We start from the raw sequence: 17,787 nt of genomic DNA, 5'->3' as shown, positions 1-17,787 counted from the left end.
AAGGCGATGCATGATTGGAGCGTTATCCGCGAGCCGTTGTAGGTGCGTAGCGTTGACACGAAAACCCTGCCCGCAGGAAGCGGGCAGGGCGCGGTCTTGTTGATGCTCAGTCTTGCGTTTCGTCGTTCGCTTCATTCGAAGCGTGGAAGTCGCCGAAATCGAACATGTTCATCAAATTGCCGATGGCCGGCGCATTGACTGGCACGTAGGGATTTTCGCGACGCGCGATCGGGTTGGGCAGGTTGTCGCGGCTGCGTGCCGAGATCGTTTCGTGCAGGCCCCAGTTGGCCTCGACGAATTTGTCGAAGGAGACATGGTCGTAGTAAGTGTGCACGACACGGCCGCCTTCGGAGTAACGCGAGACCACCAGCAACGGGATGCGTGAGCCGTCGCCGAAGAAGTCGATCGGTTGCACATAGCCCGAGTCCCAGTAACCGCCGCCCTCGTCGAAGGTCACCATAATGACGGTGTCGTTCCATACCTTCGGGTTGGCTTTAGCCATTTCGACGATCTTCTGCACATAGCCTTCGAACAATCCGAGCTTGGACGATGCCGGATGGCCGTCCAGAATGCCATCGGGCTTGGCGATGGATACCGCCGGCAGCGTATCGTTCTGGATGTCGTTGTAGAGGTCGTTGATGTCCTGGTTGTTCTTGCGCAGCTCTGGGTTGGTCATCACCTGCGTCGAATAAAGAAACGGATTGCAGATATTGCAGAAGGTGCCGGCCTCGCCATCTTCCTTGCCGTTGCCCCAGCCTTCGCCGTAGTACTTCCAGCTCACGTGATGGCGATGCAGCAGCAGCGCAAGGTTGTCTTGCCTGGAGGGCGGGATGGTGAACTGGTCCGCACCCAGCGGGGCCGGCGTGCCATCGCCGAGATAGCCAGGGTTGTAGTTATTGACCAGATAATAGGCGCTGGGTTTGCAATCGGTGCCGCGGAAGGTGCGGTACGGCAGCGAGCGCAGATAGCCCTTTACCGAGGCTACGCCCGGCTGCTTGTCATCGGCGCAGTTGACGTAGGAGCCGCCGCCGTAACCATCCTGCACATACCAATTATTGGTGCCTGGCTGGATGTCTGGATTTTCGATCTGATTGCTCGGTGGCGTAATCGGGTTGCCCTGCGCATCGGCGTAATAAATCAAATTACCGAAGCCGAGCATGATGTGATTGGCGCCGGTGCCGCCCATCACCGATTGGTGAAAGTTGTCGCTCAATGCGTAGGTACGGGCCAGCTCGGCGAAGTAGGGTGCATCGCCTTTGGCCATATTGAGAAACTGCATCGCGGTAGAGCCTTCGCCGGTGCTTTGCTCGGTGAAGTTGGCTGGTTGCTTTGCACCGTTGTTGCCGGCGCCGATGCTGGTTTCGACCCACGGGAAAAGATCGTTGCGGCAACCGCTGGGATTTTTCGGCGTCGCCGCCTCGATGCTGCAATCCAGTTGTTGCCACATCTGAAAGAAGCGGTGCACCGGACTGTTGGCGTAGTCGTTGTAGCTGATCGAGGCATGCATATCGACTGGCGCATTCGGCAAATTCGCCGGGAAACGCGTATCGATAACGTGGTTAGGCAGGCCGGTGCCACCCTCGGCCAGTTCGCTATAGGCAGCCGCGGGCAAGCCTGGTTCGATAGCCGCAGCCTGTGCGGCCGAGGCGAAATAAGGCTGAGTCGGCGCACCGCCGGTATTCATCTTTGGCAGTAGCGTGTACGGCGAAGTATGTGTGGGCGCGCTTGCATATGCACCGGTGTTGGATGCCTGCCACTGACGTGCGGCGGCAACATTCGGGCCCGGTGTGCCATCGGCGTTGACGATGCCCTGCGACAACAGGTTATGCACGTGTTGCCCCGATGGTGGTGTGTAGGTGGCAAAAACATGGTCGAAGGTGCGGTTCTCACCGATCAGCAGAATCACGTGTTTGATCGGAGTACGTGTGCGATTGCTGCGATCGTCGCCGTCATCGGGGCGATGCAATGTGACAACGCCACCGGGTAAAGCGATGCGATGGTTTTGGGTGGCCGCCGGTACGTTCTGGCGGAAGCTGGCGTCTTTATCGGGTGACGTGCTTTGCGCGCTCACCACACCAGCAAGGCTGGCTGCGAGTACGCCAATGGCGAAAGGTTTAAACCGAGTACCAACTGAAAACATGGGCATGACTGGATCTCCTGCAGGAATCCTGTGAAGACTGCAATCGAGTGTTCCCCCTGATTCTTGGTTTACAAGCGGTGTGGGCTTGCAAACCATCGGCAGTCTGGCCCGCGTAGATGACGGTGCGTTGGCAAGGACGCGACAGTGCGGGTAGGTGTGATGACAGTGTCGCGACAGCGTAAGAACCTGTGCACAGAGCGCAGTTGCTGTTGCTCCTCCCCTGCTCGCAGGGGGAGGCTGGGAGGGGGTGAGTTTTGCCGCAAGCCCGTACCCCTCCCCAACCCTCCCCTGCACGCAGGGGAGGGGGCTGGCTGAGGTTGACGTGATGGGCTTTGGCTTTTGCCCCTCCCCCTGCTTGCAGGGGGAGGTTGGGAGGGGGTGAGGGGGCCGACTGGTGCGGTCGCGTTACCCGGTCTGCTCCGGCAGCAATTGATAGGGCCGCATCATGTCGTTGTCTTCGTGTTCGAGAAAATGGCAGTGCCACACGTAGCGGCCGGGCTCGCCCTCGAAGTGCATCGCGATACGCGTGACCATGCCAGGGTCGGCGCGCACGGTGTCTTTCCAGCCTGCTTCATGGGGCGGTGGTAGCTGAGCGGGGCCGGTGAATTTGAGGGTGCGGTCGGCGTTCCAGGCGAACAGATCGAAGGGGCGTCGATCGATCACCTGAAAACGCACCAGGTGCAAATGGATCGGATGCGCATCGCCGGTGAGGTTGACGAAACTCCATGTCTCGATGCTGTTTTGCCGCGGGTCTTCAGTAACCGGGTCCGACCAGCGTTTGCCGCCGAGCAGCATCGCCATCGCATTGCCGTTGGCATCATCGAGCTCGCCAAGCGTCAGTACGCGATCGCGCACGGCGCTGGCCGGATCGATACGCTTTATGCTGCGCAGCGTTGCCGGTAGCGCGGAGGTATCGCGTCTCTCATGGTCGTGCACGCGAAATTCCATGATGGCTTCGGATCGATGATGCAATTGCACCGACTGCCCTGCCATATCGCTGAAATCCACCACCACGTCAGCGCGTTCGGCCGGATAGAGCTCGATACGTGATCGCGTCAACGGCACTGGCAACAGCCCTTGATCGCTACCGATCTGCTTGAACGGCACCTCATGCGATAACGACAGGTCGAAGAAGCTCGTATTTGCCACATTGATTAGGCGTAGCCGATAACGCCGTGGCTCGACGTCGAGATAGGGATATAGCTTGCCGTTGCATAGCACGGCATTCCCGTGGCACTCGGTGACCCACGGTGCCGATGGATCGTCCGATACCGGGTAGTAAAGCTGGCCGTCTTTCGCAATCAGCCGATCGCACAAGATCAGCGGCAGGTCGAAGTCGCCCGATGGCAGGCCGAGCGCCTGCTCCTCGGCATCGCGAACGATAAATGTACCGAACAACCCAGCGTAGATATTGAGCCGGGTTATGCCCATGGCGTGGTCGTGATACCAGAGCGTGGCCGCATCCTGCGCGCTGGGATAGTGATACAGCGCCGAGTGACCGGGTGCGTACCCGTCTTCGGGGTAACCATCGCTGGCTGCCGGCACTCGTGCGCCATGCACATGGGTCACTACACGCACTTCCGGCTGCGAGCGTTCGGCGCCATGGAGATTGTGATCGATCGGCAAAAAGTGCTGTGTCGGCAGTGCATTGACCCAATCGATCAACAGCGGCTCGCCGCGCATGGTGTCGATCGTCGGTCCCGGCGACAGGCCGCTATAGCCCCATAGGGGTGTGGCCGGCAGATCACGGTGCAGGCGTGCTTTGAAGGCGCGCATCTCCATGCGGTAGTAAGGCAGCATTCGATCGGGATAAGCAGGATGCGCACGTTTGCCGGCGGCGTGGGCGGTCGGCGGTATCGGCAACCGATCGACAAAGCGGGTCAGCGACGTCGGATTGAGCAGCGGCTCTTTGGGTGCCGCCAGCGTCGGTGCGGTCATGCGGGCGGGCATGGTCATCGACATGGTGTCAGCGCGCGCCAGACGCAGCGCATCGGCAAGGGTATATGCCGCAACAAGGCTGCCGGCGCCACGCAGGAAGCGACGACGCGAGAGCGTCATAAACGGTGGCAACGATATACGCATGTCATCGGGTCACCCTAGGCAACCCATATGACAGTCATGTGGCAGACTACCGTCGGGATTTCACGTTGGGATACGTTCAATCGGCCAGCAGATTTGTGATGATGGCCGCCATCGGAGCTTGGAAGCCTTACATGCATCACCAGGTGCGCTATCGCCAGACACAGTTGGATGGCCAAATGGCCATGCTGGCGAGCAGCGCGCGCGCATTTCCGCGCCACACGCACGATCAATACGGCATCGGCGTCGTCGATGCCGGCGGCCATGCGTCTGCGGGCGATGCGGGGCCGGTGGAGGCGGGGCCGGGCAGTCTTATCTTCGTCAATCCGGGTGAGGTCCATGACGGCTGGGCGGTGGGTGGCGCGCCGCGCACATGGCGCATGCTTTATTTCGATCCCGCGCTGCTGTTGGATGTGTTGGCTGATATAGGCGAGGGTCAATCACTGCCTTTCAGTTTCGCCGCGGCGGTGGCGACGGATCATCGCTTGCGTTCACTTTTCGACGCTGCATTTGCCGATGCCATCACGGGAGGCTCCACGCTGGCATCGGAGGCAGCGCTGTTTCAGCTTGCGGCTTATCTGCCTGGGATAAAGGCGCCGCATGCTTCCGCCCGTGTGCCAATACGGGAGAGTGGCGTAGTCCGTCGCGCAAAGGAGCGCATTCACGCCGATCTCGCCGCCTCGCTCTCGCTAGCTCAGCTAGCCAGCGATGCGGGCTTGAGCCGGTTTCAATTGCTGCGCCATTTCTCGCGTGAGCTTGGCCTGCCTCCGCACGCCTATTTACTACAGCAGCGTATTGCCATGGCAAGACGGATGATTCTGCGTGGCCTGCCGCTGGCCGAGGTGGCCGCCGCTGTCGGCTTTGTCGATCAAAGCCATTTGACGCGGCATTTCAGTCGTCAGATGGGTGTGTCGCCGGGGCGTTACGCTACCGGTTGAACGCCTGCAATTTCGTCCAAGACCAGCCGTGCCGGGCGGAGCACTGTGTGCGCCTGTCCATAACAGGCTCTGACGATGCACCCCAGACTTTTCGGATACCTATGCATGGCCGCGGCCATGGTTACCGTGGGAAGCACGGTGGTCGCGAGCAAGGCGATCGGGGCGGAACTTGCCCCATTCACTGCAACCGCGCTGCGCTTCGCGATCGCACTGTGTGCCTTTGTGCCGCTGATGATGTTGACCCGCACGCCCTGGCCGCGTCCCAGCCTTGGCGACGGCCTGCTGTTGCTCGCTCAGGCCGGCGCCGGCAGTGTGGGTTATACCGTCTTGCTGGTGACAGGCACACAACTAACCACCGGTGCCGATGCGGGCATTCTCCTCGGCACGCTTCCGGCCGTGGCTGCCTTGCTGATTGTCATACTGTTGCGCGAGCGGCCCACCCCAAGGTTGCTGCTGGCGATTGCGCTGGCGACCATCGGAGTGCTGGTGGTGACGATGGCGTCGCCGCAGGCCGGCGGTGGCGTGCAGCGATCGCTACTAGGCAACCTGCTTATCCTCCTGGCGGTGGTCTGCGAGAGCGTGTTTATTCTGCTCAACAAGCGCTTGCGCCAACCCCTGCCTCCGCTTGCCTTGGCGACCACGATGACCGGGCTGGGTCTTGCGGTATCGATAGTTCCTGCGCTGCTGGAGCAACATCCGACGCTGACGACGGTTCCGGCCTCAGCCTATGAGGCGGTGATTTATTACGCGCTGATTCCGACCGTAGGCGGCTTCTGGCTCTGGTATGCAGGCACGGCGCGGGCTGGTGCGATGGAGGCGTCCGCGTTCACAGCGATAGCTCCCATCGCGGCGGTGATCCTGTCCGCCGTGGTGCTGGGCGAGTCGATCAATCCACCGCAGATGGTGGGATTGGCGCTGGTCATCGTGGCTGTCGGCATCGTTGCCACGGCGCAATGGCGGCAACCGGCCGTAGGGTGAGCAAGAGCGTTACCTGTTGGTCCCTTAATCGCCTCCATTAGTCACAAATCGACGGCGGCTCGTCCCTGGGCGCTGGTGTCGTGAGTCCGCACGGCGGACAGTGGCGATAGGTGACTGAGGAGAGGGTTCCATGAACCGAAGAGATTTGCTGAAGGCCGCGCTGGCGATTCCGTTTTTGCCCGCTGTGCTCCCACGGATGCTGGCGCCGGCCTGGGCCGCGCAGATACCGACCATGCTTTGGCATTCTCGCGTGCGGCCCGGCGATCCGGCCTGGCCATCGGCGGCCCGCTGGGAGGAGTTGAGCCAACGTGTAGGCGGCCGCCTGATTAAGCTGGAGTCGCCGTTTACCCATTGCGGTGCGACGCCAGTCGATGCGGCGTGCAGCGAAGCGCTCAAGCATTTGCAGAATCCTTATTACATCGGTGACCAGCCGGCGCTGACTCAGACCAGCGGCTGGGTCGATGCCTGGACCTCGCAACCTAGCGTCTATGCCGTCGCGGCCAGTGATGCGGCGGATGTTGCTGCCGCGGTCAATTTTGCGCGCGAGCATCATCTGCGTCTGGTAGTAAAGGGCGGCGGCCACAGCTACCAAGGTACCTCCGACGCACCCGATTCCTTGCTGGTGTGGACACGCAAGATGAACGCGGTGACCGTGCACGATGCTTTTGTCGGTCACGGTTGTGCAGCCACGCAGGCACCGCAACCCGCAGTGACGGTGGGGGCAGGGGCGATGTGGATCGATGCCTACCATGCGGTGACGACGCAGGGCGGACGCTATGTGCAAGGCGGCGGCTGCACCACGGTGGGCGTCGCCGGCTTAGTGCAGAGCGGCGGTTTCGGCAGCTTCTCGAAAAATTACGGTACGGCGGCGGCCGGTTTGCTGGAGGCGGAGATCGTTACCGCCGACGGTGTCATACGCATCGCCAACGCCTGCACCAACCCGGAGCTGTTCTGGGCGATCAAGGGTGGCGGCGGTGGCAGTTTGGGCGTGATTACTCGGCTGACCTTGCGCACGCGTGAACTGCCCGACACGTTCGGCGCGGTGTTCGGTGCGATCAAGGCATCCTCGGACGCCACTTACCGCGAGTTGATCGCAAAGGCGATCAGTTTCTACCAGAGTGACTTGTTCAATCGTCACTGGGGCGAACAGATGGTGTTTAAGACCGGCAACGTCTTGCGCCTTTCGCTGGTGTTCCAAGGGCTGGACCAGTCGCAGGTGGAGAAAATCTGGGCACCGTTTCTAGACTGGGTGCGTTCGCGCAAGGAGTACAGCTTTGCGAGCGAAGTAAAAATACTAAGCCTGCCAGCCCGGCATTTCTGGGACGCCGAATTTCTCCAGCAGCACGCGCCGGGCGTGGTCGTCGCGGACGATCGGCCCGATGCTCCAGCGCATCACGTGCTATGGGCTGGGGATCAGGGGCAAGTAGGCTGGTTTCTGCACGGCTACCGCTCGGCCTGGCTACCGGCCTCGCTGCTGCACAAAGATGCACAGTCACGCCTCGTCGACGCCTTGTTTGCCAGCACGCGCCATTGGGAAATGTCGCTGCATTTCAATAAAGGCCTGGCCGGTGCGCCCGCCGCTGAAATAGCCGCCGCGCGCAACACTGCGACTAATCCGGCGGTACTCGATGCATTCGCACTGGCGATTTGCGCCGGCGAAGGGCCGCCGGCTTTTCCCGGCATGCCCGATCCTGACCTGCCCCATGCGCGTGAAGAAGCTGCCGGCATCGGCAGGGCGATGGATGCACTGTTGAAAGCAGCTCCCGGCGCGGGCTCGTATGTTTCGGAGAGCGATTATTTCGAGCCGGCCTGGCAGACGTCGTTCTGGGGATCGAATTATCCGCGGCTGGCGGCAGTGAAGCGGAAGTATGATCCATCGGGTCTGTTCTTCGTGCACCATGGCGTGGGCAGTGAGGCGTGGAGTACGGATGGGTTTACGCGGCTGCACAAGCAGTAGCGAATCGATGCGAGTGCTGCGCGGTTATACAAATGAGAAGGCCCTGCAATGCAGGGCCTTCGGGTTTCCATGTTAGTGAGACAAACGAAGCCGACTTACGCCTCGGCTTCTTCCTTATAAGCATCGATCGGAATGCACGCGCACATGATGTTCTTGTCGCCGTAGACGTTGTCCACGCGCGCTACCGGGGACCAGTACTTCTGCAGCCTCAGGCTGGGCAGCGGGAAGGCGGCGAGTTCGCGTGGGTAGGCGTGGGTCCACTCGCTGGCGGTGACCATGGTGGCGGTGTGCGGTGCGTGCTTGAGCGGGTTGTCTTCGCGGTCGAGGCGGCCGTCTTCGATGGCGCGGATTTCGTCGCGGATCTGGATCATCGCGTCGATAAAGCGATCCAGTTCGTGCTGCGATTCGCTCTCTGTCGGTTCCACCATCAGCGTACCGGGGACAGGGAAGCTCAGCGTCGGCGCATGGAAGCCGAAGTCGATCAGGCGCTTGGCCACGTCTTCGGCACTGATGCCGGTGCTGTCTTTGAGCGGACGCAGGTCGAGGATGCACTCGTGCGCGACCAGGCCGTTACGGCCGGTGTACAACGTCTCGTAATGCGGGGCGAGGCGCTTGGCGATGTAGTTGGCGTTGAGCAAGGCGACCTGGGTGGCTTTGCGCAGGCCGTTGGTGCCCATCAGGGTGATGTACATCCACGAGATCGGCAGGATCGACGCCGAGCCGAAGCTGGCGGCACTGACCATGCCGACCTTGCCGTCACCGCCCAACTGGCGTGGCAGGAACGGCGCGAGATGCGATTTCACCGCGCACGGGCCGACACCTGGGCCGCCGCCGCCGTGCGGAATGCAGAAGGTTTTATGCAAATTGAGGTGCGAGACGTCCGAGCCCCACTTGCCGGGCTTGGCTACGCCGACCAGCGCGTTCATGTTGGCGCCGTCGGTGTACACCTGGCCGCCATTGGCGTGGACGATGTCGCAGATGGCGACGATGTCTTCCTCGAACACGCCGTGCGTGGACGGGTAGGTAATCATCAGCGCGGCAAGGCGATCTTTGTACTGCTCGGCGCGAACGCGGATGTCTTCCACATCGACGTTGCCGTTGCTGTCGCACTTGGTCACCACCACGGTCATGCCGCACATTTGCGCGGATGCCGGGTTGGTGCCGTGGGCGGATTCGGGGATCAGGCAGATGTCGCGATGGCCTTCATTGCGCGAGCGGTGATACGCGCGGATCGCCAGCAGGCCGGCGTATTCGCCTTGCGCGCCGGAGTTGGGCTGCAGGCTTACGGCGTCGTAGCCGGTGCATTCCACCAGCATCGCTTCCAATTCGTCGATTAGCTGTTTGTAACCCTGGGCCTGATCGGCCGGGGCCAGCGGATGGATGTTGGCGAACTCCGGCCAGGTCACCGGGATCATCTCGGCGGTGGCGTTGAGCTTCATGGTGCAGGAGCCGAGCGGGATCATGGTGCGATCCATGGCTAGATCTTTGTCGGCCAGCGAGCGCATATAGCGCAGCAGCTCGTGTTCGCTGTGATGCGTGTTGAACACCGGATGCTGCAGGAACTCGCTGTGGCGAAGCAGGCCGGCGGGCAGGGCGTTGGCGGTAGTGGCGTCGAGCGCGTCGATGTCGGCGATCTTGGCGCCGAACAAGGCGGCGATCTGGATCACTTCATCGCGCGTGCTGGTTTCGTCCAGGCTGATGCCAAGCGTGCGAGCGTCGATCTCGCGCAGGTTGATGCGGGCCGCACGCGCCTTGGCGTGCAGGGCGGCAGCATCCACGTTGGTGACATGCAAGGTATCGAAGAAGTCGCTACCTACGGCAGCGCCAGCCTGGCGCAGCGCGCCGGCAAGAATCGCCGCAAGACGATGCACGCGGTGCGCAATGCGGGTAAGGCCTTCGGGGCCGTGGTAGACCACGTACATGCTGGCCATGACCGCCAGCAGCACCTGCGCGGTACAGATGTTGGAGGTGGCCTTTTCGCGGCGGATGTGTTGCTCGCGGGTTTGCAGGGTGAGGCGGTAGGCGGGTTTGCCTTCCTCGTCCACGGATACGCCGATCAGGCGGCCCGGCATGGAGCGCTTATAGGCATCGCGGCAGGCGAGGTAAGCCGCGTGGGGGCCACCGAAGCCAAACGGCACACCAAAGCGCTGGCTGTTGCCGATAACCATATCCGCACCCCATTCGCCGGGGGCGGCGATCAAGGTGAGCGCGAGCAGATCGGTTGCTACGGCAACCAGGCCGCCGCGTGCATGCACGGCCTCGGCCAATGCCTTGTAATCGTTGATCTGGCCGAAAGTGTTGGGGTATTGCAGCAGCACGCCAAAGCTGTCGACCTTGGCCGCTTCGCTGTCTTCGCCGATATGCAGCTCGATGCCTACGCCGTCGGCGCGGGTGTGCAGCACTTCCAGCGTTTGCGGGTGCACGCCGTTGGAGACGAAAAACACGTTGGACTTGGATTTGGCCGAGCGCTTGGCCAGCGTCATCGCTTCACCGGCGGCGGTGGCTTCGTCGAGCAGCGAGGCGTTGCAGATATCCATGCCAGTGAGGTCGGCGACCATGGTCTGGAAATTGATCAGCGCTTCCATGCGGCCTTGCGAAATCTCGGCCTGGTAAGGCGTATAGGCGGTGTACCAGGCTGGGTTTTCCAGGATGTTGCGCAGGATGACGTTTGGCGTGAGGGTGCCGTAATAGCCCTGGCCGATGAAATTCTTGAAGACTTGGTTTTTGTCGGCGATGGCACGGATCTTGGCCAGCGCGGCGACTTCGGTGATGGCCTCGGGCATGGCCAGCGGTGCGGCGGATTTGATCGAGCTTGGCACGATGGCGCCGGTCATCGCTTCCAGCGAATCGTGGCCGACCACGCGCAGCATCTGCGCGATCTCGGCATCGTTGGGGCCGATATGACGCTCGATAAAAGCGTTGTGATGTTCCAGCTCACGCAGGGAAGGTGTGGAGTTGTGGCTCATGACTGGGGCGTCCGAAAATAACGTGCCGTGCCGCACGCGGGGCGCCCCTCTGTCCTTTTGCCTGAGAGTTTGGAAGCGCTATGCGCTTCGTGCCCCTTCGGCGCCGGATTCAACCGGTCTCTCCAGAGTGTGTTGGCGCGCGGTGGTATGGGAGCCTGAGCGATTACGGGCGTTGCGTCTTCGGCAGCGGGTTACCCCCGCTTCTCCCACCGCGAGCTAATCGGCGGGGATTATACAGAGGTCGGCTGGGTGTTTTCCCGCTTTTTCTGTGCCCTTGTTCAGGTCCGTTGCGATGGGGCTGCGGGTTACCACGCGTAGGTTGGGGTGAGCAAAGCGAACCCCAACATTCGGTAGTCCGCCGATGAGGGAGGTGGGTCTTGCGGCGTTGGGGTTCGGGTTTTCATGCCCGGTCGCCGATGTGCGGCAAGTTATGCCGGGCGAGGGTGAAGTTCATGGCCAGGTTGGACCGCACCCCGGCCCTCCCCTACAAGCAGGGGAGGGAGCTAACTGAGGCGAGCTTTTTTGCCCATCCCTGCTTGCCGTGGAGGCAAAAGCAGAGGCTTGGGTGCGGGCTTGGGTTTATTATTTGGGGCCTATTTTTTATCAGAAGCGATCTATGAGCAAACCGCCGTTTCAACTGCAGCAACTCGATCACATTGTGCTGCGCGTCCTCGATATGGATGCCATGCAGCGTTTTTATTGCGAGGTGCTCGGTTGCAGTGAGGAGCGTCGTCAGGATGCGATTGGCTTGGTGCAATTGCGCGCCGGCACATCGTTGATCGATCTGGTCCCTGTCGACGGCAAGCTGGGGCGCATGGGCGGCGCGGCGCCGGGTGCGGAGGGGCATAACATGGATCATCTGTGCCTGAGTGTGGCGGGGTATGACGAGGCGGCCATCCTGGGCCATCTCAAGGCGCACGGCGTGCGCCTGGGCGAATTGGGCTCGCGCTACGGCGCGCAAGGCGAAGGGCCGTCGATCTACCTGTACGATCCGCAGGGCAACATGATCGAGTTGAAGGGGCCGCCGGCGATTTGAGTTTTTCTGCTCGGGGCGCCTTATGGTGTTTCTACTGTCAGGAGAGGACGCTCATGCCGTTGAATACCTGTCATCCAAACGCACCGCATAAGAAGCTGAAGGTTCCCGATTGGTACGTTTCCGCATTGATGCTGGATCGCGCCCTCGACGCGATTCTGCGCCGGGTAAAGAATTTCGATCGCGATCACGATATCCCCTATCTCGCCGGCTACAGCAAAGACGGCAAAACCATCTACATCGACCGGCATTTGCCGAAAAGCTTTACGTTTCGTGGTCGCACGGTCGAGGTGGATCGTTTTTTGATCTTGCACGAAGAGGTGGAGAAGACCCTGATCGATCAGCTAGGTCTGCACTATCTGCACGCCCACCAGATCGCGACCCGCGCCGAAGAGGCGGCGGTCAATGCCGAGCGGGTTACGTGGGCCGCCTATGACCGCTTTATGCAGAAGTATGTGAAGTCGATTGGGGATGAGCGCTTGAGCAAGGTGCCGGCGGATCTCGACCTCAAACCGTATCGCGACTATCACGACTATGAACTGATGCAGCGGATGATCGAGAGCATCGATAAGGATGTGACGCGCGGGCCGGGCGGGGCGAGCAAGCTCAAGGCCGAGTTGAAGGAGTACGCGGATGCTTTTCGCGAAGAGCATCGCCTGGATCGGCGACGCCTGGTTGGCAAAGGTGCCAAACCCGCTGCCAAGAAGACAGCGAAAAAGGCCGCACCGACGAAGCGGGCCGCCATCTGATGGCCGGGTTGCCGTCGGCATGAAAGGCGTTTGCGACAGGCACAAAAAAACGAAGCCCGCATCGCTGCGGGCTTCGTCTACAATTGGTGCCCAGAAGAGGACTCGAACCTCCACGGAGTTGCCCCCGCTAGCACCTGAAGCTAGTGCGTCTACCAATTCCGCCATCTGGGCAGGTGTCTCACACAACCTGTTTGGGCTGCGTGAGCCGCGTAGACTAGGTATCTGATGGGTGGTTGTCAACTATTCTTTCACGAGATGGCATCCAAGCTGGATTTCATGCCGTCCCATATATCGCATACGCGTCGTATTGACCGCGTTGCACATGCCAAGGCAACTAAGTGACTCAAAAAAACAAAGACAAGCGTTCAGGCACGCCGCCGCGTCAACCGGCCGCCCGGCCGCCGGCCGCGGAAGGCCGCGCACGCAATGCCGGCGCCGCCAAGCCCCCCCGTAAAGACTCGCGTGGCGGCCATGACCCCCATTCCGAGCGGGAGGCTCAGCGGTACGAGCGCCCCATTCCCAGTCGTGAAGCCATTCTTGCCCTGCTCGATGAGCGGGGCGAGCTGCTGACCGAGGCGCGTATCGCCGAAGCGCTGCAATTGGAAGACGAGCAAGATCTCAACGCCTTGCGCAAACGCCTTGCGGCGATGGTGCGCGATGGCCAATTGCTGCTGGGCCGGCGTGACGGCTATGCGCCGGCGCGCAAGCTTGATCTGATTCCCGGTGTGGTGCTGGCCAATGCGGAAGGCTATGGCTTTCTGCGGCCGGACGAGGGCGGCGACGATTTGTACCTGTCGCCGCAGCAGATGCGCACCGTGCTGCATGGCGATCGGGTCTTGGCCAGCGTGGTCGGTATCGATCGACGCGGCCGCAGGCAGGGCGCGATCGTCGAGGTATTGCAACGCCGTTCGCCGCGCCTGGTCGGCCGTGTAGTCATCGAAAACGGCGTGACTGTGGTGGCGCCGGATGACCGTCGCCTGCATCAAGACGTGATGATTCCGCCGGGGCAGGAGCAGGGTGCTCGCTCGGGGCAGATCGTGGTGGTCGAAATTACCGACCCGCCCACCCCGCATCGCGGCCCGTTGGGCGCGATCCGCGCGGTGCTTGGCGATCGCCTGCAGCCTTCCTTGCTGGTGGAGATGGCTATCGCCAGCCATGACCTGCCGCACGAGTGGCCGGCGGAAGTTCTCCGCGATGCCTCCGAGGTCGAGCCGCAAGTCACCGCTGCCGAGCGCGAAGGGCGCGTGGATATCCGGCACCTGCCGCTGGTGACCATTGACGGCTCCGATGCGCGCGATTTCGATGATGCCGTGTATGCCGAGCCCAAGCGTGGCGGCGGTTATCGCCTGATCGTGGCGATTGCCGATGTTTCGCATTATGTGCGCCTCGGCAATGCGCTGGATCGCGAAGCCTATGAGCGCAGTACCTCGACGTATTTCCCCGGCTTCGTCGTGCCGATGTTGCCAGAGGCCTTGTCCAACGGCATTTGCTCGCTGAATCCCAAAGTCGAGCGTTTGTGCATGGTTTGCGATATGCAGGTCAGTGCCGACGGCGAAGTGGTGAAGTCGAAGTTCTACGATGCGGTAATGCTTTCGCATGCGCGGCTTACTTACGACAAAGTGTGGGAGGCGGTGGGCCTGAAGCAGGCAGACGCACGCCATGAAATTGCCGATGTGTTGCCGCAGATAGAAAACCTGCATGCGCTGTACCAGAGCATGGCGGAGCAGCGCCGTCGCCGTGGCGCGATCGATTTCGAAACGCCGGAGGTGAAATTCCGTCTCGATCAAACCGGCAGCGTCGTCGCCATGGGCGCGACCGAGCGTAACGATGCGCACAAACTGATCGAAGAGTGCATGATCGCCGCGAATGTGCAGGCGGCTTTGTTTCTGGAAAAGAAGAAGATTCCGGCGTTGTTCCGCGCACACGAGCCACCGCCGGCGGAGAAGTACGAAGACCTGCAACAGTTTCTGCGCGAATTCAAATTGCGCATGCCTTCGGTGGAAGAGGTGACGCCGTGCGATTTCTCCGATGTGCTGCGCATGGTGAAGGATCGCCCCGAGCGCCAGTTGATCCAGTCGGTGTTGCTGCGTGCGCAAAGCATGGCCGCCTATCAGCCCGATAATCGCGGTCATTTCGGCCTGGCCTTGCAGGCGTACGCGCACTTCACCTCGCCGATTCGCCGATATCCCGACCTGCTGGTGCATCGCGCGATTCGCTATGCGCTGACGGGCGGCAAGCCAAGCGATTACAGCTATACCCCTGGCGAGATGGCTGCGATGGCGCTGCATTGCTCGCAGCGCGAGCGTCGTGCGGAAGAGGCCGAGCGTGATGTGGATGAACGATTCAAGTGCGCCTGGATGTCCAAGCACATCGGCAGCGAATTCGATGGCGTAGTGACCGGGGTTACTTCGTTCGGCCTGTTTGTGGAGCTGGACGAATCGAAGGTGTCGGGTCTGGTGCATATCAGCCAGCTATCCAATGATTACTACCATTTCGACCCGGCCCGCCACTTGTTGAAGGGTGAGCGCACGGGTGCGCAGTTCCGGCTTGGCGATCACGTGCGGGTGCAGGTGCTGCGGGCAAGTCTGGAAGATCGCAAGATCGACTTCCGTCTGGTGCCGTCGCGCATCGCCGCGCCGCCGCCGGCCAGTGCTGGGCGTGCGTATGACTACGCTGCCGCGGGTGAGCGTTATTCGTTGCCCGGCGCACGCAAGCCAGCGGCCAAGACCGGTGCGGTGGCCGCCATCGGTCGCGCCGCCAAGGCGATTGGCCGGGTGTTTGGGCGCCGCGACGAAGTTGCCGCACCGGTAGTGCCCCCGGCGAACGACAGAACAAGCGATAATCCGCCGCCCCGTTCGCGTCCTTCCTCGCGTAAACGTGATGACAGTGGCCCATCGAGCCGTACGCCCGCAGGCGGTCGCGTCGGCAAGAAAACGCCGGCGGCAGCTTCGCGTAAAGCCGATTCACGTAAATCAGGCTTACCTAAGCCCGATTCACATAGGCCCGATTCACATAAGCCTGGGAAGGGCGGCGGCACTCCAAAGAAACCTAAAGGCAAGTCATGAGTGAGAGTTGGATCGCCGGAATCAATCCCGTCGAAGGCGCATTGAGCAACGACGCCGAACGTGTACGTGAACTGTTGATCGAAAACGGCCAGCGCAACCCGCGTCTGCAGGAGCTGATCGAGCGTGCGCGTGAATTGAAGATTCCCGTGCAGCATCGGCCGCGCGAGCAATTGGACAAACTCGCCGGCGCGGCCAGGCATCAGGGCATCGTCGCGCGTTACGAAGCGCCGCCGCTGGCTACCGAAAACGACCTGGCTGAGCTGTTGGAGCAGGCAGGTAGCGATGCGCTGGTGCTGGTCTTGGATGGTGTCACCGATCCGCACAACCTTGGCGCCTGTCTGCGCAGTGCCGCAGCGGCCGGGGTCACGGCGGTGATCGTGCCCAAGGACAGGGCGGTAGGGCTTACGCCGGTGGCGCGGCGCGCCTCGGCCGGTGGCGCCGATCGCGTGCCGCTGATCGCGGCGACCAATCTGGCTCGTGCGTTGCGGCAGTTAAAAGATGCCGGCGTGTGGATCACTGGCCTGGCCGGCGATACGGACACCTCGATTTACGCCATCGACTTCAAGGGGCCGGTGGCGCTGGTACTCGGCAGCGAAGGCGAGGGCATGCGTCGATTGACGCGGGATACGTGCGACTTTGTCGCCAAAATTCCCATGCCCGGCACCATGGAAAGCCTCAATGTTTCCGTGGCCACGGGTATTGCGTTGTTCGAAGCCATACGTCAGCGAAGCGGTGGTCAACGAGGAGGTAAGTGATGACCTTTGAATGGCATGACTGGGCCGGCTATATCGGTGTTGTCCTGGTGCTGCTTGCCTTTCTGTTGTTGCAGGCACGCAAGCTGCACGGCAACGGTTTGATCTATCAGTTGATGAACGTGCTCGGCGCTCTTGGCGTCATGATTTCGTTGTTGGCCGGCACCTTCAATACGCCAGCCTTCGTGATGCAGGTGGCGTGGCTGTTGATCGGCATCTACGGCATCGTTCGCGGCGTGAAGGTGCGGCGCGAAGCGCGTGAGGCGGGACATAAGGTGGATCTTTTGTAGGTGCGCGGCTAGTGCGCTACCCCCTTCCGGCCTCCCCCTAAACGTAGGGGGAGGAGCAAGCGCTTACTCGGACTTGTCGCCCAGCGTGGGCATTTCGGGGCTGGAGGTGTAGTCGCGCTTGCTGCGTTGTGCGGTAAGCGGCTCGCCGTTGACCTGAAACCAGACATTCTCGGCGATGTTGGTTGCGTGGTCGCCGATGCGCTCGATGTTCTTCGCCATGAACAACAAGTGCGTGCACGGCGTAATGTTGCGCGGGTCTTCCATCATGTAGGTGAGTAGCTGGCGGAAGTAGCCGGTATAGGCTTCGTCCAGGTCGGCGTCGTCCTTCCATACCTGGTAGGCGCGCTCGGCGTCGCGGTCGCGGTAGGCGATCAATACGTCGCGGACTTCGGCGGCGGCCAGTTCGGCGAGGTGACCCAGGCCGTTGGTCGGGGCGATCGGCGCAACCATCGACAACGGAATCGAACGCTTGGCTACGTTGGCGGCGTAGTCGCCGATACGCTCGATATCGGCGGCGATGCGCAGGGCGGCGAATACGTTGCGCAGATCACCGGCGATCGGTGCGCGCAAGGCGAGCAGACGCACGACGTCGTGGCTGATTTCCTGCTCCAACTGGTCGATGGCGTCGTCGTTTATCACCACATGCTGGGCGGCGCGTTCGTCGCGACGTTCGACGACGTCGATGGCCGCCTCCAACTGGGTTATCGACAACTCGCCCATACGCACGATCTCGCCGGTGAGGCGAGCCAGCTCGTCGTCGTAACTCTTGATGATGTGTTCCTTGCCGCTGCCGCTCATGGTGTGGTCTCGCTTGAGTTCAGATAGGGCAGGGCATCTGTA

12 protein-coding genes, 1 tRNA gene and 1 riboswitch are annotated in these 17,787 nt (G+C 61.6%); of the genes, 8 read left to right on the top strand and 5 right to left on the bottom strand.

Annotated elements, in window-relative coordinates; all coding sequences use genetic code 11:
• Positions 1-106: 106 nt before the first annotated feature.
• Both DVJ77_RS02515 and DVJ77_RS02510 read right to left on the bottom strand, forming a co-directional pair.
• A complete protein-coding gene (locus tag DVJ77_RS02515) occupies positions 107-2,146 on the bottom strand; it encodes an alkaline phosphatase family protein (RefSeq protein ID WP_225427736.1) in 2,040 nt (679 codons plus the stop codon).
• Between the two features lie 399 nt (positions 2,147-2,545).
• Entirely contained in the window at positions 2,546-4,222 is a 1,677-nt protein-coding gene (locus DVJ77_RS02510; RefSeq protein ID WP_225427735.1) for a multicopper oxidase family protein, read from the bottom strand.
• A 131-nt stretch (positions 4,223-4,353) separates the two neighbouring features.
• On the opposite strand from DVJ77_RS02510, the gene DVJ77_RS02505 reads away from it, so the two are divergent.
• The 3 genes from DVJ77_RS02505 to DVJ77_RS02495 all read left to right on the top strand — a co-directional run bounded on the left by DVJ77_RS02505 (position 4,354) and on the right by DVJ77_RS02495 (position 8,092).
• Complete coding sequence (locus DVJ77_RS02505; RefSeq protein WP_114844208.1) at positions 4,354-5,157, top strand: AraC family transcriptional regulator; 804 nt, start codon at positions 4,354-4,356, stop codon at positions 5,155-5,157.
• Positions 5,158-5,232: 75 nt separating this feature from the next.
• Complete coding sequence (locus tag DVJ77_RS02500; protein WP_114843860.1) at positions 5,233-6,135, top strand: DMT family transporter; 903 nt, start codon at positions 5,233-5,235, stop codon at positions 6,133-6,135.
• A 130-nt stretch (positions 6,136-6,265) separates the two neighbouring features.
• Entirely contained in the window at positions 6,266-8,092 is a 1,827-nt protein-coding gene (locus tag DVJ77_RS02495; RefSeq protein WP_114843859.1) for an FAD-binding oxidoreductase, read from the top strand.
• A gap of 95 nt (positions 8,093-8,187) precedes the next feature.
• Here DVJ77_RS02495 and gcvP read toward each other — a convergent pair whose 3' ends face one another.
• Positions 8,188-11,058: an aminomethyl-transferring glycine dehydrogenase gene (gcvP, locus tag DVJ77_RS02490; protein ID WP_114843858.1), complete on the bottom strand. Its 2,871-nt coding sequence runs from the start codon at positions 11,056-11,058 to the stop codon at positions 8,188-8,190.
• A gap of 39 nt (positions 11,059-11,097) precedes the next feature.
• Positions 11,098-11,194: riboswitch (glycine riboswitch) on the bottom strand.
• Between the two features lie 480 nt (positions 11,195-11,674).
• Between gcvP and DVJ77_RS02480 the strand changes: the two genes are divergently transcribed.
• Both DVJ77_RS02480 and DVJ77_RS02475 read left to right on the top strand, forming a co-directional pair.
• Positions 11,675-12,094: a VOC family protein gene (locus tag DVJ77_RS02480; protein ID WP_114843856.1), complete on the top strand. Its 420-nt coding sequence runs from the start codon at positions 11,675-11,677 to the stop codon at positions 12,092-12,094.
• A 53-nt stretch (positions 12,095-12,147) separates the two neighbouring features.
• Positions 12,148-12,840 (top strand): hypothetical protein, encoded by a 693-nt coding sequence (locus DVJ77_RS02475; RefSeq protein WP_114843855.1) that lies wholly within the window; start codon positions 12,148-12,150, stop codon positions 12,838-12,840.
• Between the two features lie 84 nt (positions 12,841-12,924).
• On the opposite strand, the gene DVJ77_RS02470 is transcribed toward DVJ77_RS02475, so the two are convergent.
• Positions 12,925-13,011 (bottom strand) — tRNA-Leu (locus DVJ77_RS02470).
• 167 nt (positions 13,012-13,178) lie between these two features.
• Between DVJ77_RS02470 and rnr the strand changes: the two genes are divergently transcribed.
• From rnr to DVJ77_RS02455, 3 genes are read left to right on the top strand one after another with little or no spacing between them, the layout of a single operon-like run.
• Entirely contained in the window at positions 13,179-15,905 is a 2,727-nt protein-coding gene (gene rnr, locus DVJ77_RS02465; protein WP_114843854.1) for a ribonuclease R, read from the top strand.
• Positions 15,902-16,660 carry a 23S rRNA (guanosine(2251)-2'-O)-methyltransferase RlmB gene (rlmB, locus tag DVJ77_RS02460; protein WP_114843853.1) on the top strand — a complete coding sequence of 253 codons (759 nt, stop codon included), beginning with the start codon at positions 15,902-15,904 and terminating at the stop codon, positions 16,658-16,660. The genes rnr and rlmB overlap by 4 nt, the downstream gene beginning before the upstream one ends.
• Positions 16,660-16,947: a CBU_0592 family membrane protein gene (locus tag DVJ77_RS02455; RefSeq protein ID WP_114843852.1), complete on the top strand. Its 288-nt coding sequence runs from the start codon at positions 16,660-16,662 to the stop codon at positions 16,945-16,947. The genes rlmB and DVJ77_RS02455 overlap by 1 nt, the downstream gene beginning before the upstream one ends.
• A 63-nt stretch (positions 16,948-17,010) precedes the next feature.
• On the opposite strand, the gene phoU is transcribed toward DVJ77_RS02455, so the two are convergent.
• Entirely contained in the window at positions 17,011-17,745 is a 735-nt protein-coding gene (phoU, locus tag DVJ77_RS02450; RefSeq protein WP_114843851.1) for a phosphate signaling complex protein PhoU, read from the bottom strand.
• Between the last annotated feature and the right edge of the window lie 42 nt (positions 17,746-17,787).

It is taken from the genome of Dyella tabacisoli (assembly GCF_003350925.1).
In the GTDB taxonomy this organism is placed as follows: Bacteria; Pseudomonadota; Gammaproteobacteria; order Xanthomonadales; family Rhodanobacteraceae; genus Dyella_C; species Dyella_C tabacisoli.
The sequence above is the reverse complement of the archived record's forward strand: the minus strand, read 5'-3'. Positions and strand labels throughout refer to the sequence as shown.